At 63.2% G+C, this 25,478-nt stretch carries 20 protein-coding genes; 13 read left to right on the top strand and 7 right to left on the bottom strand.

What is annotated here, in order from left to right; all coding sequences use genetic code 11:
- Nucleotides 1-51: 51 nt before the first annotated feature.
- Nucleotides 52-474, top strand: coding sequence for an OsmC family protein (locus tag ACP7BV_RS16255; RefSeq protein ID WP_426105283.1), 423 nt, complete (start codon nucleotides 52-54; stop codon nucleotides 472-474).
- A 48-nt stretch (nucleotides 475-522) separates the two neighbouring features.
- On the opposite strand, the gene coq7 is transcribed toward ACP7BV_RS16255, so the two are convergent.
- Both coq7 and ACP7BV_RS16265 read right to left on the bottom strand, forming a co-directional pair.
- Nucleotides 523-1,167: a 2-polyprenyl-3-methyl-6-methoxy-1,4-benzoquinone monooxygenase gene (gene coq7, locus ACP7BV_RS16260; protein ID WP_426105284.1), complete on the bottom strand. Its 645-nt coding sequence runs from the start codon at nucleotides 1,165-1,167 to the stop codon at nucleotides 523-525.
- 28 nt (nucleotides 1,168-1,195) lie between these two features.
- A complete protein-coding gene (locus ACP7BV_RS16265) occupies nucleotides 1,196-1,645 on the bottom strand; it encodes a hypothetical protein (protein ID WP_426105286.1) in 450 nt (149 codons plus the stop codon).
- Between the two features lie 486 nt (nucleotides 1,646-2,131).
- Here ACP7BV_RS16265 and ACP7BV_RS16270 point away from each other — a divergent pair, with 486 nt between their 5' ends.
- The 6 genes from ACP7BV_RS16270 to ACP7BV_RS16295 all read left to right on the top strand — a co-directional run bounded on the left by ACP7BV_RS16270 (nucleotide 2,132) and on the right by ACP7BV_RS16295 (nucleotide 12,743).
- On the top strand, nucleotides 2,132-3,022 hold the full coding sequence (locus ACP7BV_RS16270) for an ABC transporter ATP-binding protein (protein ID WP_426105287.1): 891 nt from the start codon (nucleotides 2,132-2,134) through the stop codon (nucleotides 3,020-3,022).
- 10 nt (nucleotides 3,023-3,032) lie between these two features.
- Nucleotides 3,033-6,599: a M1 family aminopeptidase gene (locus ACP7BV_RS16275; protein WP_426105289.1), complete on the top strand. Its 3,567-nt coding sequence runs from the start codon at nucleotides 3,033-3,035 to the stop codon at nucleotides 6,597-6,599.
- Nucleotides 6,600-6,686: 87 nt separating this feature from the next.
- A complete protein-coding gene (locus ACP7BV_RS16280; protein WP_426105291.1) occupies nucleotides 6,687-10,151 on the top strand; it encodes a response regulator in 3,465 nt (1,154 codons plus the stop codon).
- A complete protein-coding gene (locus tag ACP7BV_RS16285; RefSeq protein WP_426105292.1) occupies nucleotides 10,151-10,978 on the top strand; it encodes a CheR family methyltransferase in 828 nt (275 codons plus the stop codon). Before ACP7BV_RS16280 ends, ACP7BV_RS16285 begins: the two co-directional genes overlap by 1 nt.
- Nucleotides 10,975-11,559, top strand: coding sequence for a chemotaxis protein CheB (locus ACP7BV_RS16290; protein WP_426105293.1), 585 nt, complete (start codon nucleotides 10,975-10,977; stop codon nucleotides 11,557-11,559). Before ACP7BV_RS16285 ends, ACP7BV_RS16290 begins: the two co-directional genes overlap by 4 nt.
- Nucleotides 11,556-12,743, top strand: coding sequence for a hybrid sensor histidine kinase/response regulator (locus ACP7BV_RS16295; RefSeq protein ID WP_426105294.1), 1,188 nt, complete (start codon nucleotides 11,556-11,558; stop codon nucleotides 12,741-12,743). Before ACP7BV_RS16290 ends, ACP7BV_RS16295 begins: the two co-directional genes overlap by 4 nt.
- A 1-nt stretch (nucleotide 12,744) precedes the next feature.
- Here the strand turns inward: ACP7BV_RS16295 and ACP7BV_RS16300 are convergent, their stop codons facing one another.
- A complete protein-coding gene (locus tag ACP7BV_RS16300) occupies nucleotides 12,745-13,653 on the bottom strand; it encodes a LysR family transcriptional regulator (protein WP_426105296.1) in 909 nt (302 codons plus the stop codon).
- Nucleotides 13,654-13,744: 91 nt separating this feature from the next.
- Between ACP7BV_RS16300 and ACP7BV_RS16305 the strand changes: the two genes are divergently transcribed.
- From ACP7BV_RS16305 to coaD, 3 genes are all read left to right on the top strand, one after another.
- Nucleotides 13,745-14,767 (top strand): NADP-dependent oxidoreductase, encoded by a 1,023-nt coding sequence (locus tag ACP7BV_RS16305; protein WP_426105298.1) that lies wholly within the window; start codon nucleotides 13,745-13,747, stop codon nucleotides 14,765-14,767.
- A complete protein-coding gene (locus tag ACP7BV_RS16310; RefSeq protein ID WP_426105299.1) occupies nucleotides 14,764-15,432 on the top strand; it encodes a hypothetical protein in 669 nt (222 codons plus the stop codon). Before ACP7BV_RS16305 ends, ACP7BV_RS16310 begins: the two co-directional genes overlap by 4 nt.
- A 94-nt stretch (nucleotides 15,433-15,526) precedes the next feature.
- Nucleotides 15,527-16,651 (top strand): pantetheine-phosphate adenylyltransferase, encoded by a 1,125-nt coding sequence (gene coaD, locus ACP7BV_RS16315; protein ID WP_426105300.1) that lies wholly within the window; start codon nucleotides 15,527-15,529, stop codon nucleotides 16,649-16,651.
- Nucleotides 16,652-16,949: 298 nt separating this feature from the next.
- On the opposite strand, the gene ACP7BV_RS16320 is transcribed toward coaD, so the two are convergent.
- Both ACP7BV_RS16320 and ACP7BV_RS16325 read right to left on the bottom strand, forming a co-directional pair.
- Nucleotides 16,950-19,613 (bottom strand): DNA topoisomerase III, encoded by a 2,664-nt coding sequence (locus ACP7BV_RS16320; protein WP_426105301.1) that lies wholly within the window; start codon nucleotides 19,611-19,613, stop codon nucleotides 16,950-16,952.
- Nucleotides 19,614-19,837: 224 nt separating this feature from the next.
- Complete coding sequence (locus ACP7BV_RS16325) at nucleotides 19,838-20,302, bottom strand: DUF494 family protein (RefSeq protein WP_426105302.1); 465 nt, start codon at nucleotides 20,300-20,302, stop codon at nucleotides 19,838-19,840.
- A gap of 200 nt (nucleotides 20,303-20,502) precedes the next feature.
- Here ACP7BV_RS16325 and ACP7BV_RS16330 point away from each other — a divergent pair, with 200 nt between their 5' ends.
- Nucleotides 20,503-21,294, top strand: coding sequence for an MBL fold metallo-hydrolase (locus ACP7BV_RS16330; RefSeq protein WP_426105396.1), 792 nt, complete (start codon nucleotides 20,503-20,505; stop codon nucleotides 21,292-21,294).
- A 51-nt stretch (nucleotides 21,295-21,345) separates the two neighbouring features.
- Here ACP7BV_RS16330 and dprA read toward each other — a convergent pair whose 3' ends face one another.
- Together dprA and ACP7BV_RS16340 are read right to left on the bottom strand one after the other, a co-directional pair.
- Nucleotides 21,346-22,470: a DNA-processing protein DprA gene (gene dprA, locus ACP7BV_RS16335; RefSeq protein WP_426105303.1), complete on the bottom strand. Its 1,125-nt coding sequence runs from the start codon at nucleotides 22,468-22,470 to the stop codon at nucleotides 21,346-21,348.
- A gap of 7 nt (nucleotides 22,471-22,477) precedes the next feature.
- Nucleotides 22,478-23,578, bottom strand: a complete 1,101-nt coding sequence (locus ACP7BV_RS16340; protein WP_426105304.1) for a LysM peptidoglycan-binding domain-containing protein — start codon at nucleotides 23,576-23,578, stop codon at nucleotides 22,478-22,480.
- Between the two features lie 283 nt (nucleotides 23,579-23,861).
- On the opposite strand from ACP7BV_RS16340, the gene def reads away from it, so the two are divergent.
- Both def and fmt read left to right on the top strand, forming a co-directional pair.
- Nucleotides 23,862-24,404 (top strand): peptide deformylase, encoded by a 543-nt coding sequence (gene def / locus ACP7BV_RS16345; RefSeq protein ID WP_426105306.1) that lies wholly within the window; start codon nucleotides 23,862-23,864, stop codon nucleotides 24,402-24,404.
- A gap of 3 nt (nucleotides 24,405-24,407) precedes the next feature.
- Nucleotides 24,408-25,364, top strand: a complete 957-nt coding sequence (gene fmt, locus ACP7BV_RS16350; protein WP_426105308.1) for a methionyl-tRNA formyltransferase — start codon at nucleotides 24,408-24,410, stop codon at nucleotides 25,362-25,364.
- Nucleotides 25,365-25,478 lie beyond the last annotated feature (114 nt).

A 25,478-nucleotide genomic window follows, 5' to 3' on the forward strand; every position in this document is an offset into this window, starting at 1 on the left:
GCCGCGGCACGGCCTCCTTTACAATACCGGCATCGCTTATTGGAGAATGCAATGGAAGTCAAAGTCAGCTGGAACGGTCCGGCAGGAATGAGTTTCCGGGCCCAGACGGGTTCCGGCCACATGGTGGCGATGGATGGCGCGCCCGAAGGCGGCGGCCACAACCTGGCGCCGCGGCCGATGGAAATGGTATTGCTTGGCACGGGCGGCTGCACCGCCTACGACGTGATCCTGATCCTCAAGCGCGGGCGCGAAGACGTGCGCGGCTGCGAAGTGACGCTCAAGGCCGAACGCGCCGAGATTGACCCCAAGGTATTTACCAAGATCCATTTTCACTTTGTCGTGACGGGGAAAAACCTAAAACCGGCTGCGGTCGAACGCGCGGTGAGCCTGTCGCATGACAAATACTGCTCGGCGTCGATCATGCTGGCGCAAATGGCCGCAATCACCCACACCTTCGAGATCGTCGAGGGATAAAGTCAATCGGCTACGCGCTTTTCCGCCCTACATTTTGCTCTCGGCCGGTCAGATGTAATACGCGGTCGTGGTCATCACCTTGGCCATCACCGACATCACGCCGCGCACCGGCGCCGGCGCCTCGAGCGCTCCCAAGTCCCTGGCCGCCTGCCCGTGCGCCACTTCATCGACGCGCATCTGCTCGACAATCGCGCGCGACTTGGCGTCTTGCAGCGGCAGCTTGTCCAGGTGCCCGGCCAGATGCTCCTCCACCTGGCGCTCGGTCTCGACCACAAAGCCCAGGCTGCGCTGGTCGCCCAATTGCGCGGCGACGGTCCCCATCACATACGCCCCCGCATACCACAGGGGATTGAGCAGCGACGGCTGCGAGCCCAGCTCGGCCAGGCGCTGCGCCGTCCACGCCAAATGGTCTTCTTCCTCACGCCCGGCCTGCGCAAACTGCGCCTTCATGGCGTCGCTCTTGGCAAAGCGCGCCTGCGCGTTGTACAGCGCCTGCGCGCATACCTCCCCCACGTGATTGACGCGCATCAGGCCGGCGGCATGGCGCTGTTCGGCGCTGTCGAGCTGGCCGTCGGCGGCACGCGCGGCCGGCGTGGGGCGCGAAGCGGACGCCACCCCGGCGATCACGCGCAGCGCCTTGTCCATGCCGACGATCAGGTGGTCGAACGGATTGCTGGAACGGGTGTCTGACATGGGATGCTCGCTTGCTGTGAAAAGGTGATTATAGGACGTCCGAAGGCGATGGCGCGCCATCTTGCACGGGCGTGGGCTGGCGCTCGATCCAGTCGAGCAAGGCGCCGCCGATATCAACCTTGGAAATATTCTTGGCCACGCCCAGGTTCAGCGACAGCAAAAACGGAATCGACTTGGCCGGCACTTGGGGGCAATGCGCGGTAAAGGCGGCAATAAAACGGGGGGAATCGACCACGGCCACGACTTTTTCGCCACTCATGAATTGCAGCACGCTGGTGATGCTGTGCCCCTTGCCGATCGACTGGTAAATGAAGCGGTTAAAATCCTTGTCGATCAGCTTGAAGTCAAGCGCCTCATCGGTCATCAAGCCGGTCAGGTAGTGCAGGCCAAGGGCGACCCGGAACCACGCGGTCGCTTCTTCGGCGCCGCGTCCGCAGCGCGTGACGGCCAGTATACTTTGTTTGACATCGCTATCCATGCGGCCATTATCCACGTTTCCATACAGATGTGTGATGCATCAAGTGTTGCTGGTACGAATTTTTGCACGAGCCGCACATCGTCACCCTGAATGAACCGACCACGCCTGGACGTGATGTCGGCCACAATCGTGGTCCATGTTCAAGAAGTCCGAAAACGCTGAGCTGACCTGCGCCGTGTTCGGCAAGGCCAAGTTCCTGGCGTTGTCGACCGTGGGCCGGTATCGCGGGGATTCTCGGTATATTTATACAGCGAACTTCCAACTCGGGACACTGGTGGCATGCCGATCGTGGTTCAACCGGGAACAAGCCTTGTTCCGCACGTAAATGTCAACCACAGCGCGCGCCCCGCTCCCCCGTTTGTGCACTCTGGGGCAGCCAAATGACCGTGCGTCGCAAGGCGATGCCCCGGCCCTGCTCGAATTTAATACAATGCAACTATAAAAGCAGAGCCGGCGCACTTGCCGGGCCGCACTTAGGAGTCAGGAATGGAATTACGCATCCGCAATTTGTCCAAGACCTACGCCAATGGCGTGGTGGCATTGGACAAGGTCAGCCTTACCATCCCCGCCGGGATGTTCGGCTTGCTCGGCCCCAACGGCGCCGGCAAGTCGACGCTGATGCGCACCCTGGCCACCTTACAGGAATGCGACGCCGGTTCGGTCTTCTTCGGCGAACTCGACGTGCTTGACGACAAGGACGACATCCGCCGCCTGCTCGGCTACCTGCCGCAAGACTTCGGCCTGTACCCGAAAGTGACGGCCTACGAGCTGCTCGACCATTTCGCAACCCTGAAAGGCCTCTCCGGGCGCGGCCGGCGGCGCGAAATCGTCGACGGCCTGCTCCAGCAAACCAATCTGTTCGAAGTGCGCCACCAGCGCCTGGGCGGCTTTTCGGGCGGCATGCGCCAGCGCTTCGGCATTGCCCAGGCGCTGCTGGGCGACCCGCAACTGATCATCGTCGACGAACCCACCGCCGGCCTCGACCCGCAGGAGCGGGTGCGCTTTCACAACCTGCTCTCGGACATCGGCGAAGACAAGACGGTGCTGCTGTCGACCCATATCGTGTCCGACGTGTCGGACCTGTGCGCCAACATGGCCATCATCAACAAGGGCCAGGTGCTGCTGTGCGGCGAGCCGCAAAAGCTGATCGACGACATCGATGAAAAAATCTGGGCGCGCTTTGTCACCAAGGCCGAACTGCCCCACTTCCAGCGCGAGCACGACGTGATCTCGACCCGCCTGCTGACCGGGCGCACCCTGATCCACGTGTATGCCGAGCGCGACCCGGGCGAAGGTTTCGAGCCGATAGCCGGCGATCTCGAAGACGTGTATTTCGCCACCATCGCCGGGCGCCACGTCGCGGCCAGCAACTGTTAAGGTGGCCTCCATGTTGGCCATTGCCCTCTTTGAAGCGCGCCAGCGGCTCAAAATGCTGTCGACCTGGGTGTATTTCGGCATGTTCTTTGCGATCGCCATGCTGTGGATGGCCGCCGCCGGCGGCGTGTTCAAGGAAGCCTACGTCTCGTTCGGTAGCAATGCGCTGATCAATTCGCCGCAGTCGATTTCGATCACCGTCGCCTTTCTGGGCTGCGTGGGCGTGATTGTGATGGCGGCCATGGTCGGGCGCTCGGTGCAGCAAGACTTCGAGTACGACATGCACCACTTCTTTTTCAGCGCGCCGATCCGCAAATACGATTACGTGTTCGGCCGCTTCATTGGCGCCACCGCCGCGCTGGTGATCGTGTTTTCCTCGGTCCCGCTGGGCGCCTGGCTGGGCACCTATATTGCCGGAGTCGAGCCGGACCGGCTCGGCCCGGCCGCGCCGTGGCATTATCTGCAACCGTTCCTGGCGCTGCTGCTGCCCAACCTGTTCATCTTCGGCGCCATCTTTTTCGTGCTGGCCGCGCTCACCCGGCGCATGCTGCCGGTGTACGTGACGAGCGTAGTCATGATGGTCGGCTACATCGTCGCGCCCAGCCTGGCGCGCGACCTCGACTATAAAACGCTGGCCGCGCTGATCGACCCGTTCGGCACCACCGCCGTGTTCCGCATGACCGAATACTGGACCATCGCCGAGCGCAATACGCGCATGGTGCCGTTCGAGGGTGTGTATGCGCTCAACCGCGCGATCTGGGCCGGCTTTGCGCTGGTGGTGCTCATGCTCGGCTACTGGCGCTTTCATTTCGTGGGCACCATCGACAGCCGCGCCACCCGCCGCACCGAAGGCGAAACGCCGCTGATGCTCTCGCACAGCGCCGTCGACACCGCCGAAGCGCCCGACTTTGTCCAGCGCAGCATGTTCTTCCTGCTGCTCAAATCGACCTGGCTCAATCTGCGCGAATCGGTCAAGAACGTCTATTTCATCGTCATCGCACTGGCCGCGGCGCTGGCCATTTTTGCCTTTTCGCTCAACATGGGCGCCATGCAGGGCACCCAGACCTACCCCGTCACTTACCAGATGCTCGAGGCCATCCGCGCTTCGCAAGGCTTGTTCATGCTGATCGTGACAACCTTTTATGCCGGTGAACTGATGTGGCGCGAACGCGAGGCGCGCATCGACCAGATGCTCGACGCCATGCCGGTGCCGGCCTGGCTGCCGCTGCTGTCCAAACTGTTCGCGCTGGTCGCCATGCAGGCGCTGATGCTGGCCCTGGCCATGCTGTGGGCGATTCTGATCCAGGCCTTCCATGGCTACTTCACATTCGAGCTGCCGCTGTACTTTCAGACCCTGTTCCTGATCGAACTGCCGCATTTCGCGCTCGCTGCCGTGCTGGCCATCGCGGTGCAAGTGCTGGTCAACCAGAAGTACCTGGCTTACTTCGTCATGGTCTTGTACTACGTGGCGCGCGCCACCTTCGACACGCTGGGGCTGGACCATCCGATGCTGCTGTACGGCTCCTCGCCCGAATTCGTCTATTCGGCGATGAACGGCTACGGCCACTTTTTGGCGCGCGAACGCTGGTTCAACCTGTACTGGGGCAGCGCCGCGCTAGTGCTGGTGATGCTGTCGCTGGTATTTTGGCCGCGCGGCTACAACGCCGAACTGGGCAGCCGCATCCAGCTGGCGCGCCGCAACCTGTCGCTGCCGGTGCTGGTGTGCCTGGCCGCCGGCCTGGCCATGTTCGCCGGCGTGGGCGCCCTGCTCTACTACAACTTGAATGTCGTGGGCGGCTACCAGAGCACGTTTCGCAAGGAACAACTGCGCGCGCAGTACGAACAGCGCTACCACCAGTTTGCCGACGCGCCGCAGCCGCGCATCACCGACGTCGACCTGCAGGTGGCCATTGTGCCGGAGCAGCGCCGCCTGGCCGTGATGGGCCAGTACCAGCTTGAAAACAAGACGGCGCAGCCGCTCGCGCAGCTGTTCATCACGCAGCAGCGCGGCGCAGCCCTGGTGCTGCGGCCCGGGCAGGCCGCCCGGCTGCAACTGGCCGACCCGGAGCACGGCTTTTACATCTACCGCCTGGCTACCCCGCTCGCCCCCGGAGCGCGCATGGCGCTCGCCTTTGACCTGAGCTACGAGCCCAAGGGCATGTCCGGCATCGGCGGCGAAACCCCGGTGGTGGGCAACGGCACCTTCTTTACCAACGAACTGATGCCGCGCATCGGTTACCAGCGCAGCGCCGAACTGATGGACGACCGCGACCGCAAGCGCCACGGCCTGGCCCCGCGCGCGCCGATGCCAGCGGCGGATGACGCGCGCGGCGCGGCCAACAGCGGCGTTGCCAGCGACGCCGACTGGATCAACTTCAACGCCGTCGTCAGCACCAGTCCGGACCAGATCGCCATCGCCCCCGGCACGCTTGAAAAGGAATGGATCGCGGGCGGACGGCGCCATTTCCAGTACAAAATGGACAAGCCGATCCTCAATTTCTATGCCTTCCAATCGGCCCGCTACGAGGTGCGCCACGAGCGCTGGCAGGACGTCACGATCGACGTGTATTACCAGCCGGGCCACGAATACAACCTGGAGCGCATCATCAACGGAGCCAAGGCGGGCCTGGAGTACAACACCAGCCACTTCAGCCCTTACCAGCACAAGGTGCTGCGCATTGTCGAGTTTCCCCGCTACGGCGACTATGCGCAATCCTTTCCCAACACGATTGCCTATTCGGAAAGCATGGGCTTTATCGCCAAGGTCGACGACAACAACCCGAAGGACATTGATTACCCGTTCTTCATCACGGCCCATGAAGTGGCGCACCAGTGGTGGGGCCACCAGGTGGTGGGCGCGGCCACGCGCGGGGGCACGGTGCTGTCTGAAACGCTGTCGGAATACGCGGCGCTGATGGTGATGAAGCAGCAGGTGGGCCCGGCCAAAATGCGGCGTTTTTTGCGCTACGACTTGAACGGCTACCTGCACGGACGCGCGATGGAAAAACGGCGCGAGCTGCCGCTGGCGCACAACGAGAACCAGCCCTACATCCATTACCGCAAGGGCAGCCTGGCCATGTACCAGCTGCAGGAAGTGCTGGGCGAAGCGACCGTCAACAAGGTGCTGCACGAGCTGGTCACGCGCTATGCCTTCCAGGGCGCCCCGTATCCGGGCGTAACGGTGCTGGTGGACGCCTTGCGCGCCGTCGCCAAACCGGACCAGCAATACCTGATCGACGACCTGTTCAACGCCATCGTCCTGTACGAAAACCGGGCGGTGCGCGCCAGCGCCGTCAAGCGGCCTGACGGTAAATACGTCGTCACCTTGAAGGCCAGCGCCGGCAAGGTGCGCGCCGGTCCCCTTGGCGAGGAACGGGAAGCGCCGCTCAAGGACTACATCGAGTTCGGCGTGGACGACAAGGACGGCAATGCGCTGTTGCGCGAGCGGCGCCTGGTCAGCGACAAGGAACTGACCTTGACCATGGTGGTGGCCGGGCGACCGGTGAAGGCTGGCATCGATCCGGACTTCAAGCTGATCGACCGCAAGCCCACCGACAACATGGTGGAGGTCGAGCATTAGCAGCCGGTCCGACTCCACGAGACGGCATGCTACGGGGCAAAAAGATCTCTTCGGATAGAATTGGTCTTTTAGTAGCGGAAGACAAGCATGCTCAGTGCCCTGATGGTTGACCAGACCAGTTTCAAACGCATCCTCACCCGCAATGTGACGTTGCCACTGGTTATAGGCGTGGCCAGCGCGGCGATCTTTGTCGGCATCATTGCGTACCTGCTGTCGGTCATCAATATGGTCGAGCATTCGGAACGCGTGATCCGCCAGGCCAACGAGGTCGCCAAGCTGGCGGTCGACCAGGAAACGGGCTTGCGCGGCTTTTTGATCACGGGCGACGAAGTGTTCCTTGAACCTTATATCGCCGGCAACGCCAAGTCGGGTGCGGCCATGAATTCGCTGGCCGAGCAAGTGGCCGACAATCCCGCCCAGCGCGAACGGCTGCGCCAGGTGGTCACTCTGCAAACCCAATGGAACGATTACGCGCGCGAGGGCATTGCCCTGCGCCGGGCCCAGCGCGACATCGTGGCGCTGGTGCGCAGCCAGCGCGGCAAGCTCATATTCGACCAGATCCGGGTCCAGTTCACCCAATTCCTGGCCGCCGAACAAAGCCTTCTGCTCAGCCGCAATGCGGACGCGCAGCGCGTCACCCGCTACGGCGTGGCCATTTACCTCATACTCAGCCTGGTGCTGGCCGGCCTGCTGGCCTGGTTCGGGCGGCGCGACCTGCTTGGCCTGTCGCACGCCTTTGGCGACGTCATCGAGCAGCAGCGCGCGCATGCCGACACGCTCGAACGCCAGGCCTGGCAGCGCAGCGGACAAACTGCGCTGGCTGAACGCTTTATCGGCCAGCAAGGCTTGAGCCGGCTTGGCAACGCCACGCTCGACTTTTTGGCCGAATACACGGGCGCGGCGGTGGGCGCGCTGTATGGCCGCGAAGAAGACGGCAGCCTGCGCCGCATCGGCGGCTTCGGCGTGCCGCCCCAGGACAGCCACCAGGCCGACGCCGACGCCAAGGGTCGCGACCTGGTGGCCCAGGCGCTGGCCTCGCAGCGCGCGCTGCTGCTGGCCGATCTGCCCGACCATTACCTGAAAATCAGCACCGGACTTGGCAGCGCCAGCGCGCGCCACCTGCTGCTCTCGCCAACGGCCAACGACGGCGAAGCCAATGGCGTTATCGAACTGGGCTTCATGCAGCTGCCGCCCCCGCGCACGCTTGAATTCATTGAACTGGTCGCGCCCAACATCGGGCGCGCAATCGAAGGCGCAATGGCGCGCCGGCGCCTGCAAGACGCGCTCGCTGAAACCCAGCAGCTTAACGAAGAGCTGCAGGTGCAGCAGGAAGAACTGCGCACCGCCAATGAAGAACTGGAAGAGCAGTCGCGCGTGCTCGAAGAGTCGCAGGCCATTTTGGAAAACCAGAAGGCGGAACTGGAGCAGACCAACGAGCAGCTGGCCGAGCAGGCCAGCGCGCTGGACCTGAAAAACAGCGCGCTGGGCGTGGTGCAGGCCGAACTTGAAGCGCGCGCGCAAGAGCTGCAGCGCGCCTCCAGCTACAAGTCGGAATTTCTGGCGAATATGTCGCACGAGCTGCGCACCCCGCTCAACAGTTCGCTGATTTTGGCCAAGCTGCTGTCGGAAAACCCGAAAGGCAACCTGGACCCCGAACAGATCCAGTTCGCCAACACGATCTATGCCGCCGGCAACGACCTGCTCAACCTGATCAACGATATCCTCGACATTTCCAAGGTCGAAGCGGGCAAGCTGGAACTGTCGCCCGAGCCGATCGCCTTGCCCGCGCTGGCCGACGCGATGCGCTCCATGTTCGCGCCGCTGGCCGGCCAGAAGCGCCTGGTGTTTACCGCCGCGGTCGACCCCGGCGCGCCGGCCAGCCTGGTCACCGACGGCCAGCGCCTGCAGCAGATTTTGAAAAATCTGCTGTCCAACGCCATCAAGTTCACCGACGACGGCCAGGTCTGTCTGACCATCGAAGGCCGGCCGGACGACATGATTGCCTTTGCGGTGAGCGACTCGGGCATCGGCATCGCCCCCGACCAGCAGGCGCTGGTGTTTGAAGCGTTTCGCCAGGCCGACGGCACCACCAGCCGGCGCTACGGCGGCACCGGCCTGGGCCTGTCGATATCGCGCGACCTCGCAGCACTGTTGGGCGGAGCCATCGACATCCGCAGCACGCCGGGCAAGGGCAGCACCTTCACGCTGCTCATGCCGGCGCTGATGCCCGAGCGCGCTGCGCCGCCGGCGGCGCCCGCCGTTCCTGGCGTGCCGGCCCGAATGGTGGCTTCTGCTCCTGCGCCATCAGCCCTGCCCGCAGCGCGCGGCGAGCAGTTTCCCGACGACCGCGCCGTGGCCGGCAGCGGCAAGCGCACCGTGCTGGTGATCGAAGACGACGTCACGTTTGCGCGCATCCTGTTCGACCTGGCGCGCGAACTGCAGTACCGCTGCCTGGTGGCGCACAACGCCGCCGACGGCCTGCAGGCAGCCGACGAACAACTGCCCGACGCCGTCCTGCTCGACCTTGGCCTGCCCGACGGCTCCGGCCTGGACGTGCTGCAAAAGCTCAAGGACACGCCGCGCGCGCGCCACATCCCGGTCCACATCGTCTCGGCCAGCGACCGCGCCGAAGCAGCCCTGCAGATGGGTGCGATCGGCTACGTGGTCAAGCCGGCCACGCGCGAACGCCTGAAACAAGTGTTCCAGACGCTGGAAGGGAAATTCACCCAAAAGCTCAAGCGCGTGCTGCTGGTCGAAGACGACGAGCGCCAGCGCGAAAGCGTGGTGCGCCTGATCGGCGACGACGACGTCGAGATCACCGCCGTGGCCACCGGCGCCGAAGCGCTGGCCCTGCTGCGCGCCCAGGTCTACGACTGCATGATCATCGACCTCAAGCTGCCCGACATGCACGGCCACGAACTGCTGCGCACCATGGCCGCCGAAGAAATCCGCTCCTTCCCGCCGGTGATCGTCTACACCGGGCGCACGCTCACGCGCGCCGAGGAAGCCAATCTGCTCAAGTACTCGCGCTCGATCATCATCAAGGGGGCGCGCTCGCCGGAACGCCTGCTCGACGAAGTGACGCTGTTTTTGCACCGGGTCGAGTCGCAGATGTCGGCCGAGCGCCAGAGCATGCTCAAAACGGTGCGCAGCCGCGACCGCGTGTTCGACGGGCGCCGCATCCTGCTGGTGGACGACGACGTGCGCAATATCTTTTCCCTCACCAGCGCGCTGGAACAAAAAGGCATCACCGTCGAGGTCGGCCGCAACGGCTTCGAGGCGCTCGCCCGGCTCGACGAGATGCCGGACATGGACCTGGTGCTGATGGACGTCATGATGCCCGGCATGGACGGCCTGGAAGCGACCCGCCGCCTGCGCCAGGATTCCCGCTTTGCCAAGCTGCCGGTGATCGCCATCACCGCCAAGGCCATGAAGGACGACCAGGAACAGTGCATGAAAGCCGGCGCGTCGGACTACCTGGCCAAGCCGATCGACCTTGACCGCTTGTATTCGCTGCTGCGGGTCTGGCTGCCGAGCGTGGAGCGCCTGTGATGAGCAACCAGGACAGCAGCACCATCGAACTGCGCTTGCTGATCGAGGCCATCTACCTCAAGTACAGCTACGATTTTCGCGACTACTCGGGCGCCTCGCAAAAGCGCCGCGTGCACCATGCGCTGCACCAGATGGACTGCGCCAGCATCTCGGAGCTGCAGGCGCGCGTGCTGCACGACCCGGACGCCTTCATGCAGCTGCTGCAGTACCTGACCATCCCCACCAGCGAGATGTTCCGCGACCCCGGCTTCTTTCGGGCGCTGCGCGAACAGGTCGTGCCGCACCTGCACACCTACCCGTCGCTCAAGATCTGGATCGCCGGCTGCAGTACCGGCGAAGAAGTCTATTCGATGGCCATCATGCTCAAGGAAGAAGGCTTGCTGGAGCGCTCCATCATCTACGCCACCGACATCAATCCGCAATCGCTGGAGCGCTCCCGCAAAGGCGTCTATCCGCTCGATCGCATGCGCGCCTATACCGCCAGCTACCAGATGGCCGGCGGCAAAGGCGCTTTTTCGGACCACTATACGGCCGCCTACGACAGCGCCCTGTTCGATCGCAGCCTGATCGAGAACGTCAGCTTTGCCGACCATAGCCTGGCGACCGACAGCGTATTTTCGGAAACCCACCTGGTGTGCTGCCGCAACGTGCTCATTTACTTCAACCGCAAGCTGCAAGAGCGCGCGCTCGGACTGTTTCACGAGTCGCTGTGCCACCGCGGCTTTTTGGGACTGGGCAGCAAGGAGACGATCGATTTTTCCGCGTATGCGGGAGCCTTTACGCCGCTGGTCAAGGCCGAGCGCATCTACCGCAAGGCGGCCGCATGACGCCGCAAAAAAAGCGCAGGATCGAAGCGCTGGTGATCGGCGCCTCGGCCGGCGGCATCGGCGCCCTGCTGCGCATTTTGCCTGGCCTGCCCGCCGCCATGCGCTTTCCCGTGGTGGTGGTGCTGCACCTGCCGGACGAGCGAGAGAGCCGCCTGGCGGAAGTCTTCCAGCAGCATCTGCCGATGCCGGTGTTGCAAGCGCAAGACAAGGCGCTGCTGGCGCCCGGCACGCTGTACTTCGCTCCGCCCGGCTACCACCTGTCGATTGAAAACGAGCGCAGTTTTTCGCTCAGCCAGGAAGACCCCGTGCATTTTTCGCGTCCGGCGATCGATATACTAATGATGTCGGCAGCTGACGCCTATGGCCCCGCCTTGTGCGGTATGCTGCTCACTGGCGCCAGCGGCGACGGCGCCGCCGGCATGGCCGCCATCGGCGAAGCCGGCGGACTGACCATTGTGCAAGACCCCGAGGACGCTGAAATGTCGACCATGCCTGCGGCGGCGATTCGCCTGCGCGCGCCGAGCTTGATCCTGCCGCTGCGCGCCGTGCGCGCGCTGCTGGCCACCCTGGAGACCATGTGACGGCAACCCACCAGCACACCACCAAACTCTTGATCGTCGACGACCTTCCGGAAAACCTGCTCGCGCTGTCCAAGATCATCGAGCAGGATGACCGTATCATCTACCAGGCAAGTTCTGGCGAAGAAGCGCTTTCGCTGCTGCTCGAACACGACTTCGCCCTTGCCATCCTGGACGTCATGATGCCGGGGATGGACGGCTTCGAACTGGCCGAACTGATGCGCGGCACCGAGCGCACCCGCAATGTGCCGATCGTATTCGTCAGCGCGGCCGGCAAGGAGCTCAATTATGCGTTCAAGGGTTACGAGAGCGGCGCCGTCGACTTCCTCTACAAGCCGCTCGACATTGCCGCCGTCAAGAGCAAGGTCAATGTATTCGTCGCGCTGTGCCTGCAGCGGCACGAGGTCAAGCGCCAGGTCGAGGCGCTCGAACAGAGCCGGCGCGAACTGCGCGCCACGCAGGCCGAACTGGAACGCTCGCTCAAGATGCGCGACGACTTCATGTCGATGGTGGCGCACGAGCTGCGCACGCCGCTTAACACCCTGTTCCTGGAAACGCAGTTGCGCAGCATGCAGCTCGACAAAAGGAACATGGAACCCTTCAGCGCCGATAATTTGCAGCGCATGGTGGCGCGCGACGGACGCCAGATCCAGAGCATGATCCGGCTGATCAACGACATGGTCGACGTCTCGCGTATCCGCAGCGGCAAGCTGTCGATCCGGCCTGCGCAAACTGAATTGTCGGCGCTGCTCGAACGCATCGTCAGCGACCTGGCGCAGCGCACCGAGGCGGCCGGCGGCACCATTGCGGTGGAGGCGCCGCAGCCCGTGGAAGGGGTGTGGGATGAATTCCGGGTCGAGCAGATCATCATCAACCTGTTGACCAACGCGCTGCGCTACGGCGGCAGCAAGCCGGTGAGAATCACGCTGGCGCAGAACGACGGACGGGCCGAGATCGTGGTGCGCGACCAGGGCGTGGGCATTGCGCCGGACGACCAGGCGCGCATTTTTGATCCGTTCGAACGCGCCGGCACCAAGGATGTGCGCGAGGGGCTGGGACTGGGGCTGTATATCGCGCGCCAGCTGGCCGAGTCGCATGGCGGGACGCTGGAAGTGGACAGCGCGCCGGACCAGGGGGCCGCGTTCAGCCTGACGCTGCCGCTGCAGGTGCGCTACGACCCTGAGTAAATCAAGCCGGCGACGCGAGCGTGCGCGCCAGAACGTGCTGCCACTGTGCGCCGCTGGCGCTGTCCCACACCAGGAACGCCTGCTCGGTACAGCGAAACGCACAATCGGTCACGTGGATGCGCACCAGGTCAGCGTCAACCAGCGCAAAATCCGGCAGGTACGCCAGCGCACTGCCGGACCGGACAAACCCCAGCAGCAACTGCAGATCATCGGTCCAATAGCGGATCCGGCGCGGCAGTTGATCGTCGCGCCAGCCGTCCGACCTGGCGCCCCGCTGCACCCCGCAAAACAGGGACCGCGGCGGGCACGCAAAGTCGTGTTCCAGCACCTGCGCGCTACTCGCCTCCACCGCCCCGCCTTTCTTGCGGCGTGCCAGCGGATGCGTCTTGCCGGCCACCAGCTGCAAATTGAGCTCTCCCAACGGTGTCGCCTCCCAACCGGCACGCCACTCGGCCCCGCGTGCGGCGATCGCTTCACCGGTCACAATGGCGCCATTGATGTCGCCGCGCGCCAGGGCCGCCAGCGCTTCAACCTCGAACATCGCCTGCAGCGACAGCGTGGCGTCAGGCCAGGTGCGCAGTGCTTCGGCGGCGCCCTGCCCGTGGCGCCATAGCAGCAGCGCCGGCCCGCCCAGCCTGCAGGCCAGCGCCGCGCGCTCGCCCATCACGTCGGATTTGGCCTGGTCGGCCAGCGCCAGCAAGGCGCGCGCCCGGGCTAGCAGGCGCTGGCCGCTGTCGTTGAGAACCAACTGCTTGGCCGTGCGATCGAACAGCGGCGTGTCCAGGCTAGCCTCCAGCCGGCGCAGCGCCTTGGACACTGCCGACGGCGTCAAATGCATGTCGACGGCAGCTGCGCCCAGCGAAGGACGCAGCGCGGCGCTGACAAAAATACGCAGGTCGGTCAAATTCATGGTTTCTAAACGAGACACAAACCATGATTATATGTTGCTTTACGCGACCGCACGCGGGAAGTAGCATGGCACCTTCGTTAAAGGAGACCACATGCAACCCATGCACCGCCAATGGATCTATCGCCGCCGTCCCGACGCCACCGTGGGCAGCGAACACTATGCACTGATCGAAGCGCCGCTCGAGAGCACGCTGGGCGCCGGCCAGGTCCTGATCGAGGCGCGCTACTTTAGCGTCGACCCTTACATGCGCATCGGCCAGTCGGGCAAGCCGACCTACGACGCCGATGCCCATCCGCTGAACGTGGTGCAGCAGGGCGGCGTGGTGGCGCAGGTACTGGCCTCGAACGCTGACGGCTTTGCATCCGGCGACTGGGTGCGCAGCTATACCGGCTGGCAAACGCATGCGCGCGTGGCCGCCGGCGAACTGACGCTGCTCGATCCCGCGCTGGCGCCTGTCACCACGGCGCTCGGCGTGCTCGGCATGCCGGGGCGCACCGCCTGGTTCGGGCTGACCGAGGCCGGCCGCCCGCACGCAGGCGACGTGGTGGTGGTGTCGGGCGCCGCCGGCGCGGTCGGTTCGCTGGTGGTGCAGTTCGCCAAGCGCCACGGCGCGCGCGTGCTCGCCATTGCCGGCGGCGCGGCCAAGTGCGGCTGGCTGCGCGACAAACTCGGCGCCGACTGGACGCTCGACTACAAGGCTTTTGGCGACGCCGACGCCATGGGCGCAGCCATTAAGGCCATGGCCGGCGGCGTGGACGTGTATTTCGATAACGTGGGCGGCATCGTCACCGACGCTGTAATCGCGCTGATCAACCGGCGCGCGCGCATCGTCATCTGCGGGCAGATCAGCCAGTACAGCGGCGGCCTCGATGCGCCCGAGATGGGTCCGCGCCTGCTGCACCACATGCTGTACCAACGCGCCACCATGCAAGGCATCCTGGCGCGCGACTACGTGCACCGGATGGACGAGATGACGCGCATCGTCGCGCCGTGGGTCCGGGCAGGCGAGATCGTATTCGAAGAAACCGTGATCGGCGGTTTTGACCAGCTCCCGTCGGCGTTGAACTCTCTGTTTACCGGCGAGCATCGCGGCAAGCTGCTGGTGCAGGCATGATCAGAAAGCTGATCGCCTTCGCGCTGCTGCTGTGCGCCGCCGGCGCGGCACTCGCCGCCGGGCCGTCATTCGGCTCGCACGGCATGCTGCTGTTCGGGGGCCCCGGCGCGCTGTACGCGTCGCACCTGCCGATGTTCCATGCCCCGCACGACTACCAGGTCATCTTGCAGCTGCGTCTGGCCGACCAGGCGCAAGACAAGGCGCTACGCGCGCGCCTGGACGCAGGCATCCAATTGTGGACGCTGGACCCGGAAAAATTCGAGCTCGACCGGTTTGCGCCGGGCGCCAGGGCGAACCAGCGTTTCAAGGCCGATCTGGTGCTCGGCCATTTTGAACAGGGCGGCAAGGTCGCGTACGCGGGCGCGGACGTTATCGTGGAAAAAGTGCTGTACTTTCGCCGCTTGTCGGCCGCTCCCGCCCGTTCGGCCGCGGCGCGCTATCTGCAGCTGGGCGACGGCGCCCAGCGCTTCCTGGTCAAGCAGATCGACAGCCGGCCCGACTTTGATCATGTCCTGGCCGTCCGGGCGCGCAAGGGGGTGCGCGGCGGCGCGGTGGTGCTGGCCAAGTCCGCCCTGCTGCAACCGTCGGCGGCGGCCATTGCGCAGGCACTGCCGGGACTCGATGTGGCGGGAACCGTCTACTTTTCGACGCAAGACCTGCAATAGACGCCGTAACTTGTCAGCGGGCCCGATCTTCGCTACCCTGAGAAGCTTGGGCGTCCCGCCGGGATGCCCTGTTCAACTGACAGCGCAGCCATTTATGAGAAAAATCGCATTTTCGGGCACACTCGACCCGATCACCAATGGCCATATGTGGGTGATCCAGGAGGCGCGCGAACTGGCCGACGAAGTCATCGTCTTCCTGTCCGAGAACCCTGCCAAAAAAGCGCAGTTCACCGCGCCCCGGCGCAAGGAGATCGTCGAGCAGAGCGTGGCGGCGCAGGGCTGGACCAACGTGAGCGTGGTCGTCGTGTACGGCGACTACACGGCGCGCGCGGCCAAGCGCCAAGGGATTGATTTTCTGATCCGCGGCATTCGCAACACGTCCGACTTCGATTATGAAAACCTGATCCAGCAAGCCAACGTCGACGTGCTGCACGGCGCCAAGACGCTGTTCGTGATGCCCCCGCGCGACTTGGGTTCGGTCAGCTCCAGTTTCGTGCGCGGCCTGCAAGGGCCCGTTGGCTGGCATTGGACCACCAAGCAGTTCATGCCGGCGCCGGCTTACTGCGCCTGGATCGTGGACTGGCTGCGCAAGGACTGGGACAAGCTGTGGCCGGCCGGCGCGCCGGAGGCCGCGCAGTGGTTCGAGCGGCTCACCGGCGAGACGGCCTATGGCGCGCCGGAACGGGCGTATCACAACCTCGATCACATGGTTCACGGACTCACCGAAATCACCGCCTGGGCGTCGAACACCTGTGCGTCGCAGGAGGACGTGGCGACGCTGAAAAAGGCATTCTGGTTCCATGACGCAGTGTACGGTGGCGCGCGCGATGGCTTGTCGAATGAAGAGCAGAGCGCGAGGCTGTGGCTGGACGCAGGCCTGGACAGCGGCGCGCAGGCCGAGGATGTTGCGGCGCTGATCAGGGTGACCGAGCACGCGCGCCCGCAAACGGCGTCGCACCGCCTGCAAAACGCGATGCTGGGGGCCGATCTGGCGATTCTGGGGCAGCCGGAGGATGTGTACGACAATTACGCGAGGTCGGTGCGCGCGGAGTACAGCCATGTGGATGACGAGAGCTACAAGGCGGGCAGGAAGAACGCGCTGAATCACTTTTATCGGATTGCGGAAGCCGACGCCTTGTACGCGGACCGGTACTTTTCGAACCTGTACACGGGGCAGGCGCAGGACAACATCGCGCGCGAAATCGCGACCCTCGCGTAACCCCTGCATCGTTCTCGCGCACGAGGGGACCCATGGAACTGACGAATCGTGTTTCCCTTGAATCGAGCTGCTTGCTGTAACGCATTGATTCGAATCGACCTATTGGCATCTGTTCTATGGGTCCCCGCGTTTGCGAGGACGATGTGGTTTAGGTTTTCGAGTTGCGAAATGTCGCGATGTTTGTGCGGTCAAAGGGTCGTGAATCGTTGAGCCACACCCGCGTGCGCGAGGACGATGTACGGGCATGAAAAAAGCCGCGACCCTCACGGGTTCGCGGCTTTTTTGTCGGTGGCAAAGCTTACTTTGCGGCCGCTTTCTTGGCCGGTGCCTTCTTGGCCGCAGCTTTTTTCGCCGGGGCCTTTTTCGCAGCAGCTTTCTTTGCCGGCGCCTTCTTCGCGGCCGCCTTCTTGGCCGGCGCAGCAGCCTCGCCATCTTCTTGCGGATCGGCCACCGGCGCCGCCTTCACCTTGGCGCCCGGCTTGGCCTTGCGCTCTTCAAACTCGAAGCTGATTTTGCCGTCCTTGCCCTTGACCAGGAAGGCCTTGAACGGACGGCGCGTGCGCTGCGAGACAAACCCCGGCATCAGATCGGTCTTGCCGTCATTGAGCAGCTTGACCATTTGTTCCGGCAAAATCTCCTGCTGCAAGATGATGCGCCCGCTGCGGAAGTCGCACGTCTTCGGCTTGGCCACGCTGTGCTCGCACACGTAGGCCAGGCCCATCTCGTACACGCCCGCGGCGCACTTCGGACAAGGTCCAAGCGGCGTCTGGCCGGTGAAGTCGACGCCTTCGCCGTCTTCGCTGTCGTCGTTCTGGCCAAAGTCGAATTCAAGCTTGCTGTTCTTGATCTCTTCATCGCGCACGATGCGCAAAATGGCGGCAAATGGACGCCCCATCTTCGAGCGGAACCCCTGCATCGGGCCGATGGTGCGCTTTTCCAGCAGTTCTTCCACTTCGGCGATCTCGAACTGGCGGCTACCCGGCGTCTTGCTCATGTTGAATTCGCACTTGGTGCAGGCAAAACGGCGGTAGTTTTCCTTGACCACGCCGCCGCAATTCGGACACGGTGTCGCAAGCGTCGCATAATCGCCCGGGATCGTGTCGTTGTTGTATTCCTTGGCGCGCTTGACGATGATCTGGGTCATCTGGGCGATCTCGCGCATGAATTCTTCGCGCGAGATTTTACCCTTCTCCATTTGCGAGAGCTTGTATTCCCACTCGCCCGTCAATTCCGGCGCCGTCAGTTCGTTCACGCCAAGGCCGCGCAAGAGCGTCATCAGCTGCGACGCTTTCGCGGTCGGCATCAGCTCGCGCCCTTCGCGCAGCAAGTAGCGCTCGCCCAGCAAGCCCTCGATGATGGCCGCGCGCGTGGCCGGCGTGCCCAGGCCCTTGCCGGCCATCGCGTCGCGCAGCTCGTCGTCGTCAATCAGCTTGCCGGCGCCTTCCATGGCCGACAGCAGCGTCGCCTCGGTGTAGCGCGCAGGCGGCTTGGTCACCAGGCCATTGGCGGTGACGGTTTCGGTTTGTACTTTTTCGCCCTTGGCCACGGGGACCAGGTTGCCGCCCGTGTTGTCGTCCTTGTCGCTGTCGGTCGATGCTTCCTTGCCGTAGATCGCCAGCCAGCCCGGATTGGTCATGACCTTGCCTTCGGTCTTGAACTGGTGGCCCGACACCTCCGTAAAGCGGGTCGTGACCTGGAACTCGGCCGGCGGGAAAAACACCGCCATGAAGCGGCGCGTCACCAGGTCATACAGCTTTTGCTCGGGCTCGGACAGGTTCTTGGGCGCGAGCGTGGTCGGGATGATCGCGAAGTGATCCGAAATCTTGGTGTTGTCGAAGATCCGCTTGTTCGGCTTGACCCAGCCCTTGTCGGTGATCTGCTTGGCGAACTGGTGGTAGTTATTATTTTCCGCCAGGCTGGCCATCGTTTCCTTGACGGTGTCGATGTAGTCTTCCGGCAGGTGGCGCGAATCGGTACGCGGGTAGGTCAATACCTTGTGCTTTTCGTACAGCGCCTGCGCCAGGCCGAGCGTGTTCTTAGCTGAAAAGCCGAACCGGCCGTTCGCTTCGCGCTGCAGGCTGGTCAAGTCGAACAGCGCCGGCGCCATCGACGTGGTCGGCTTCGATTCCTCGGTGACCACGCCTTGGCGGCCCTTGCAGGCCATGGCGATGGTGTCGGCTGCGGCGCGGCTCCACAGGCGCTCGGGACGGCGCTCAGGGTCGTTCTCGTCCTTCTTGAAGGCCTGGTCGAGCCAGCGCCCTTCGTAGATGCCGGCCGCGCACACGAATTCGGCGCGCACTTCCCAGTAGTCGCGCGACACGAAGCGCTTGATCTTGTCTTCTCGTTCGACCACGATCGACAGCGTGGGCGTTTGCACCCGGCCCACGGTGGTCAGATAAAAGCCGCCCTCTTTCGAGTTGAATGCCGTCATGGCGCGCGTGCCGTTAATCCCGATCAGCCAGTCGGCTTCGGAGCGGCAGCGCGCGGCATCGGCCAGCGGCAGCATCTCGGCGTCCGAGCGCAGCTTGGTGAAGCCTTCGCGGATCGAGGTTGGCGTCATCGACTGCAGCCACAGGCGCTGAACCGGTTGCTTGGCTTTCGCGTTTTGCTGGATCAGGCGGAAAATCAGTTCACCCTCGCGCCCGGCGTCGCATGCGTTGATCAGCTGCGTGACGTCCTTGCGCTTGATCAGCCGGTTGAGCACCTTCAGGCGCGCTTCGGTCTTGGCGATCGGGTTGAGCGCGAAGTACGGCGGAATCATCGGCAGATGCGCAAAGCTCCATTTGCCGCGCTTGACGTCATGTTCCTCGGGCACCGCGATCTCGAGCAAGTGGCCGACCGCCGACGAGAGCACGTATTGGTCGGACTCGAAGTACTCATCGTGCTTGGTGAAGCCGCCCAGCGTCTTGGCGATATCGTTCGCGACGGAGGGCTTCTCGGCGATGATGAGGGTTTTTGTCATATGGTTTCTCAGCGTACTTTATAGGGGTTCGGCTCGCGCATCATACATGCATGTCCGCAGCCACTGGCATTTTCTGGTTGTTGATACACGAATTGTAACAATCCGACCGCGGCCAATGATAAGCGGGTTGCCGGGCAATCTGCAAGAGGACTGTGCACGCGGGCGGCCAGAAACCGGCGCAAAGTGACGCGCGGCGTTGTATAGACAGGTGCGAGCGGAAAATTTTAGTGCAGCAGGCGCGGCGTTTGCTCGTCGTCGGAGCCGAACAAGTCATCGAACATCAGTGCGTCCGGCTCTTTTCCCTGGCTCCAGAGCAGCATCAAGACAATGATCTTGAGCTTGCCCAGGCCCACGGGCGACTCTTCCAGCGCCAGTGCGCGCTCGATGACAATTTCGCGCTGCACGGGCGAGAGCACGCTGGCGCTTTCGAGGAACTGGATGAAGCCGATAGCTGGCGTACCGAGCGCGTCGTACTCGGACTCGACGTAAAACCGGGTGCCGGAGGACGAAAACGCGGCGCTCGGTTCGGCGCCGGCCATTTCGGTCAAGTCATTGAGCCAGACGATGGCTTCGGAAATTTCAACGTCGTCAAAACCCACCGCCGACAATTTGCGAGCAAGCGCTTCCGGCTCGGGACAGGCGTCCGGACGGTAGTAGGTCTCGTAAAGATAGACAAGGATATCGAACATGGCGCTACTCTATCAGCTAAGCTCGGTCCTGCACAAGTGGCGCACGGTTCCGCCCGGGGATTGACGGTGCGAACCATCCAGGCGGACGCGCGCGCGCGTGGCGAAAGCTGAGGGTGCGGAAAACCATGCGCGCCAGCAGAAACCTCCGTTGCCAAAAATCAATATGCTACAATAATCCCATTTTAATTGTAGGGACATTCATGGCAATCGAACTTTTCAACAATGGAGAACATATCTGCCTGATGTTTTCCGATCTTGTGGAGGCTTCCGAGGGCGAATCGGTCCAGTCCAACCAGTTCCTGATTGTCCGCGAAGGTAACGGCATCTTGCTCGACCCGGGAGGCATCCTTACTTATAACGAGCTGTTTTTGGCGATGAGCAAATTCTTTCCGCCGAAGCAGCTCAAGTATGTATTCGCCTCGCATGCCGACCCCGATATCATCGCTTCCTTGCCTCGCTGGTTGAATGGTTCCGAGACCAAGTTGCTGATTTCCGAAATTTGGTCGCGTTTCGTGCCTCATTTTTGCGCCCAGGGAAAAACCGAAGGCCGCATCATCGCCATGCCCGATGAAGGCACCCTGCTTCCATTCGGGGGTGCAACCTTTCAGATTCTCCCCGCGCACTTCCTTCACGCGGAAGGCAATTTCCAGTTTTACGACGACGTCAGCAAAATTCTGTTTTCCGGCGACATGGGCGCCTCCATGCTGCCGGCCTCGCTCTCGACCCAGCCGGTGCAAGACTTCGATCAGCACTTGCCGTACATGCGCGGCTTCCATTCGCGCTATATGGTGTCCAACAAGGTATGCCGCTATTGGGTCAACATGGTGCGCAAGCTCGACCCCGAGTGGATCGTGCCACAGCATGGCGCACCCTTCAAGGGACGGGCCATGATCGCGCGCTTTCTCGACTGGATCGAAAGCTTGCCCTGCGGTGTAGACTTGATGACGCAGGAAATGTACCAATCCCCGACCATGCTCACCGTGGCGCTCTGACACTGGCGTTTTAGCTCTGCGGGAGAAACCGGCGGGCAAGCATTGATGGCTTCAGCGATTGATGCGCTGGAATAATCCACCCGGCAAGCGTTCAATGTGACCGGCAAGTTCCAGCGTCAATAACTGGCCGGCCAGAAAAGCGGGCGCCGTCTGCGTCAGCGCGGCGAGCGCGTCGGTGTTCACCGGTCCCTGCCCCATCGCTTCGAGCAAGGCGTGCGCGGCCCCGCAATAGCCGGGCGCCGTCTCCGCGCTCGGTTCAGCCATTGGTGAGAGGCACAGTTCCGTGAGCAAGTCCCCCACCGATTCGACCAGTTTCGCGCCTTCCTTGATCAGCTTGTGGCAGCCTTTGGCCAGCGCCGAGTGGATCGAGCCGGGAATGGCGAACACGTCGCGCCCCTGCTCGAGCGCCATGCGCGCCGTGATGAGCGAACCCGACCCGGCGGCAGCCTCCACCACCAGCACCGCGCACGACAAGCCGCTGATGATGCGGTTGCGGCGCGGGAAGTTGGCGGACGCGGGCGGCGTGCCAAGTGAGTACTCACTAATGATGCAACCCTCTTCCGCAATGCGGCGCGCCAAGCGCTCGTTGCGGCGCGGGTAGATGCGGTCGGCCCCGGTCCCGATCACCGCCACCGTCGAGCCGACGCCGCGCAAGCCGCCCTCGTGCGCGGCCGCGTCGATGCCCAGCGCCATGCCCGAGACGATGGTCAGGCCCGCTTCGCTGAGCGCATGGCCGAAGTTGCCCGCATTGGACAAGCCTTGCACGCTCGCATTGCGGCTGCCGACCATGGCCACGGCGGGACCGGCCAGCAGTTCGGTGCGGCCAATGGCGTACAGCAAAAAGGGAGGATCGGGAATATGCCGCAACAAGCCGGGATAGGCCGCATCGTCGGGCGTGAGCAAGTGGCGCCCGGGTGCGTCAAGCCAGGTCAGCGCGGCATCGATGCGCTGTGCGACTAGTTGGGAGGGTGGTTCGGACAAGACGCGCGCCCGGGCGGGAGAAACCAGCCCGGCCAGCACGTGATAGCCGGCCGAAAAAATCGCCTGCGGCGTGCGCAAGCGCTCGAGCAGGCAGTGCACCGTGACCCGCCCTACGCCCGGGGTTAGCTCCAGGCGTATCCAGGCGGCCAGGCTTGCGGCCTGGTCAAGTGGAGGGGCGGGATCCGTGTCTTGCACGGCGATATTACTCCGGTGATTTAGCCACGTCGCCGACTTCAACCGGCGTCGTCACTTGCATGATCAGACCATACGAGATGTTCTTGAACACGCGGAAAATAAACAAAGTGCCCGATTCTTCGTCCGGCAGCTTGACCATGGCCGACTGGCCCATCATGCCGGCCTTGATGGTCGGATCCTTCACGGTTCTGCCAAGATTGTAGAGCTGCACGACGGCGCCCACATCGAGTCCGTCAACCGAACCGCGATTAACGCTGACCACCTGGTTTTGTCCCGCATACGTCACACCGGAATAAATGCCCAGTACGCGCGCATTGATGGCGCGGTCAGGCTGATGCGGCACATAGTTGCGAATTGCCGTAGGGGGCGCGAGCACGAGTTGGTCCCCGACCCCCATTTCCATCTTGGAACTGGCGATCGTGAAAGTGTGCACGTCGGCTGGCGGCTTCGCTTCGCTTTGCAGCTTGGCCGTGCCCAGGTAGACCGCCTCGTAGGCGAGCAACTTGCCGGTTTCCGGATCTTTCAAAGGCGTTCCGGGACGGAACACCTGGAACGAGCTGCCGCCTTTCAGGTTGCCGCGAACATAGACTTTATCGTCCTTGCCCAGGTAAAAGTGTCCTTCGACGCCAGCAACGATGCGCGGCTGCGTGGCCAGTTCATTGACGCCGACGATCAGCGGCTGCGACAGGAAGGGGTCGATGATGTCCGACGGGATCGATGCGATGGCGTCGATGCCCAGCCCTTCGGTGCGCACCTGGGGCGACAGGCGCAGGGTGCCGGTAGCGCCGCCGGAGCCGTCCGAACCCGGACGGTTGAGCGACAGGCGCCCGGTGGCGCGGTCGAAGTAGACAATCTGGCCCGGATAGATCCAGTGCGGATTCTTGATCTGCTCCTTGTTCAGGCCCCATACCTGGGGCCAGCACCAGGCGTGCTCGAGAAATTTTCCCGAAATATCCCACAAGGTATCGCCCTTGACGACCAGGTGCTGGTCGGGAGCGTTGGGACGAAAGTTGCAAGACTTTGGTGCCGCCTGCGCGGGCGCGGCGAGGACGCCTGCGAAAAGCGCTGCAACTGCTATGCGGGCGCTGACTGTGCTAAAATTTTTCATTGAGATGTCCGTTAAGTGCGGCATTAACACGGAATTGCTAGCTGGACTCATAACCTTTGCCAGCCATAGCGCAAGAAAGAGCAGGATTTATCGCTACCCTATCGACGTTTCTGGGGACAAAGCTTGCCGAACTGGATCAAATTCTGCACATAAATCCTTGAAGTAGCAAGAAAAACCGCGATCTGCCCCCCTCCGGACGTGTTGCGTTTTTGTTGTATTGCGGCATCTTAAGCGCAGTTGCTGACGAATCAATCACCGAACAGTTATCGAACTTATTACACCTATGGCAATTCTGAATATTCTCCGCTACCCGGATGCACGCTTGCACAAGGTTGCCAAACCGGTTACCGAATTTGGCGAGCGGATCAACAAGCTGGTCGCCGACATGGCCGAAACCATGTATGACGCCCCCGGCGTCGGGCTCGCCGCCAGCCAGGTTGATGTGCATGAGCAACTGATCATCGTTGACACCACCGACACCAAGGATGCGCTGCAAGTGTTCATCAATCCCAAGATCATCTGGGCCAGTGCTGAAAAGCAGGTCTACGATGAAGGCTGCCTGTCGGTGCCCGGCATCTATGATGGCGTGGAGCGCCCGGCGCAGGTCAAGGTCAGCGCCTTGGACGTGAACGGCCAGCCGTTCGAGCTGTCCGCCGATGGCTTGCTGGCGGTCTGCATCCAGCACGAGATGGACCACTTGATGGGCAAGGTCTTCGTCGAATACCTGTCACCGCTCAAGCGCAACCGGATCAAGGCCAAGATGCTCAAGGAAGAGCGCGGCATCGAACGCGAAGCAGCATTGCGCGCCGCCGGCCGGCGCCATTAACCGATGAAAGTCGTTTTCGCCGGCACGCCCGAGTTTGCCGCGGTTGCGCTCGCGGCGCTGCACCAGGCCGGCTTCGAGATCCCGCTCGTGCTGACCCAGCCCGACCGTCCCGCCGGGCGCGGCCTGCAGCTGCATGCGTCGGCCGTCAAGCAGTTCGCGCTGGCCAATGGCATCGAGGTGCTGCAGCCGCTGTCGCTGCGCACCGACAGCAAGGATCCGGTGCGCGCCGCGCAGGCGCAGGCCGCCCACGAACGCTTGCTGGCGCTCGACTACGATGTGATGGTAGTGGCCGCCTACGGCCTGATTCTGCCGCGCAGCACGCTGGACATCAAGCCTTGCATCAATATCCACGGTTCATTGCTGCCGCGCTGGCGCGGCGCCGCACCCATCCACCGTGCCATTGAGGCGGGCGATGTTGATACGGGCGTGACGATCATGGAAATGGAAGAAGGCCTGGATACCGGGCCAATGCTGCTGATGGAGCGGTTGGCCATTGGTGCGTCCGAGACCACCGGGGCGCTGCACGACCGCCTGGCCAGGCTGGGCGCGGACATGATTGTGCAGGCATTGAAACTGATCGGCCAGGGCAAGCTGCTTGCCGTGCCGCAGCCGGAAGCCGGCGTGACCTACGCGGCCAAGATTAGCAAGGATGAAGCCAAGCTCGATTTTGATCGTCCGGCTCTGGAGCTGTGCCGCAAGATACGCGCGTTCAACCCGTTTCCCGGCGCACATGCCGAGGTCAACGGCGTGACGATCAAGATCTGGGGGGCGCAGGCGTTGGAAGCGGGCAGCGATGCGCTGCCGGGGCAAGTGTTGGCCGCCGATGCACAGCACGGCATTGTGATTGCATGCAAGACCGGCACGCTGCGCCTGACGGAACTGCAAAAACCCGGCGGCAAGCGCTTGCCGGCTGCCGAGTTTCTTAAAGGTTTCCCGCTGGCTGAACTGATGTTCGATTGAAGCGGCAGGTCCCAACAGGCGACTGTCGCAGAAGGGTTGACCGGCGCGCTCGGAAAAGGCCGAAGTCGCCTCGGCGCCCCCCTTTTCCGACAAATGCCGTCGACACGCTTGGCG

It is taken from the genome of Massilia sp. TSP1-1-2, assembly GCF_049896185.1.
Taxonomy (GTDB): domain Bacteria; phylum Pseudomonadota; class Gammaproteobacteria; order Burkholderiales; family Burkholderiaceae_D; genus Telluria_A.

Coding starts and splice junctions, on each gene's coding strand:
- ACP7BV_RS16255 (WP_426105283.1), top strand. CDS start 52: ATGGAAGTCAAAGTCAGCTGGAACGGTCCGGCAGGAATGAGTTTCCGG.
- coq7 (WP_426105284.1), bottom strand. CDS start 1,167: ATGTCAGACACCCGTTCCAGCAATCCGTTCGACCACCTGATCGTCGGC.
- ACP7BV_RS16265 (WP_426105286.1), bottom strand. CDS start 1,645: ATGGATAGCGATGTCAAACAAAGTATACTGGCCGTCACGCGCTGCGGA.
- ACP7BV_RS16270 (WP_426105287.1), top strand. CDS start 2,132: ATGGAATTACGCATCCGCAATTTGTCCAAGACCTACGCCAATGGCGTG.
- ACP7BV_RS16275 (WP_426105289.1), top strand. CDS start 3,033: ATGTTGGCCATTGCCCTCTTTGAAGCGCGCCAGCGGCTCAAAATGCTG.
- ACP7BV_RS16280 (WP_426105291.1), top strand. CDS start 6,687: ATGCTCAGTGCCCTGATGGTTGACCAGACCAGTTTCAAACGCATCCTC.
- ACP7BV_RS16285 (WP_426105292.1), top strand. CDS start 10,151: ATGAGCAACCAGGACAGCAGCACCATCGAACTGCGCTTGCTGATCGAG.
- ACP7BV_RS16290 (WP_426105293.1), top strand. CDS start 10,975: ATGACGCCGCAAAAAAAGCGCAGGATCGAAGCGCTGGTGATCGGCGCC.
- ACP7BV_RS16300 (WP_426105296.1), bottom strand. CDS start 13,653: ATGAATTTGACCGACCTGCGTATTTTTGTCAGCGCCGCGCTGCGTCCT.
- ACP7BV_RS16305 (WP_426105298.1), top strand. CDS start 13,745: ATGCAACCCATGCACCGCCAATGGATCTATCGCCGCCGTCCCGACGCC.
- ACP7BV_RS16310 (WP_426105299.1), top strand. CDS start 14,764: ATGATCAGAAAGCTGATCGCCTTCGCGCTGCTGCTGTGCGCCGCCGGC.
- coaD (WP_426105300.1), top strand. CDS start 15,527: ATGAGAAAAATCGCATTTTCGGGCACACTCGACCCGATCACCAATGGC.
- ACP7BV_RS16320 (WP_426105301.1), bottom strand. CDS start 19,613: ATGACAAAAACCCTCATCATCGCCGAGAAGCCCTCCGTCGCGAACGAT.
- ACP7BV_RS16325 (WP_426105302.1), bottom strand. CDS start 20,302: ATGTTCGATATCCTTGTCTATCTTTACGAGACCTACTACCGTCCGGAC.
- ACP7BV_RS16330 (WP_426105396.1), top strand. CDS start 20,503: ATGGCAATCGAACTTTTCAACAATGGAGAACATATCTGCCTGATGTTT.
- ACP7BV_RS16340 (WP_426105304.1), bottom strand. CDS start 23,578: ATGAAAAATTTTAGCACAGTCAGCGCCCGCATAGCAGTTGCAGCGCTT.
- def (WP_426105306.1), top strand. CDS start 23,862: ATGGCAATTCTGAATATTCTCCGCTACCCGGATGCACGCTTGCACAAG.
- fmt (WP_426105308.1), top strand. CDS start 24,408: ATGAAAGTCGTTTTCGCCGGCACGCCCGAGTTTGCCGCGGTTGCGCTC.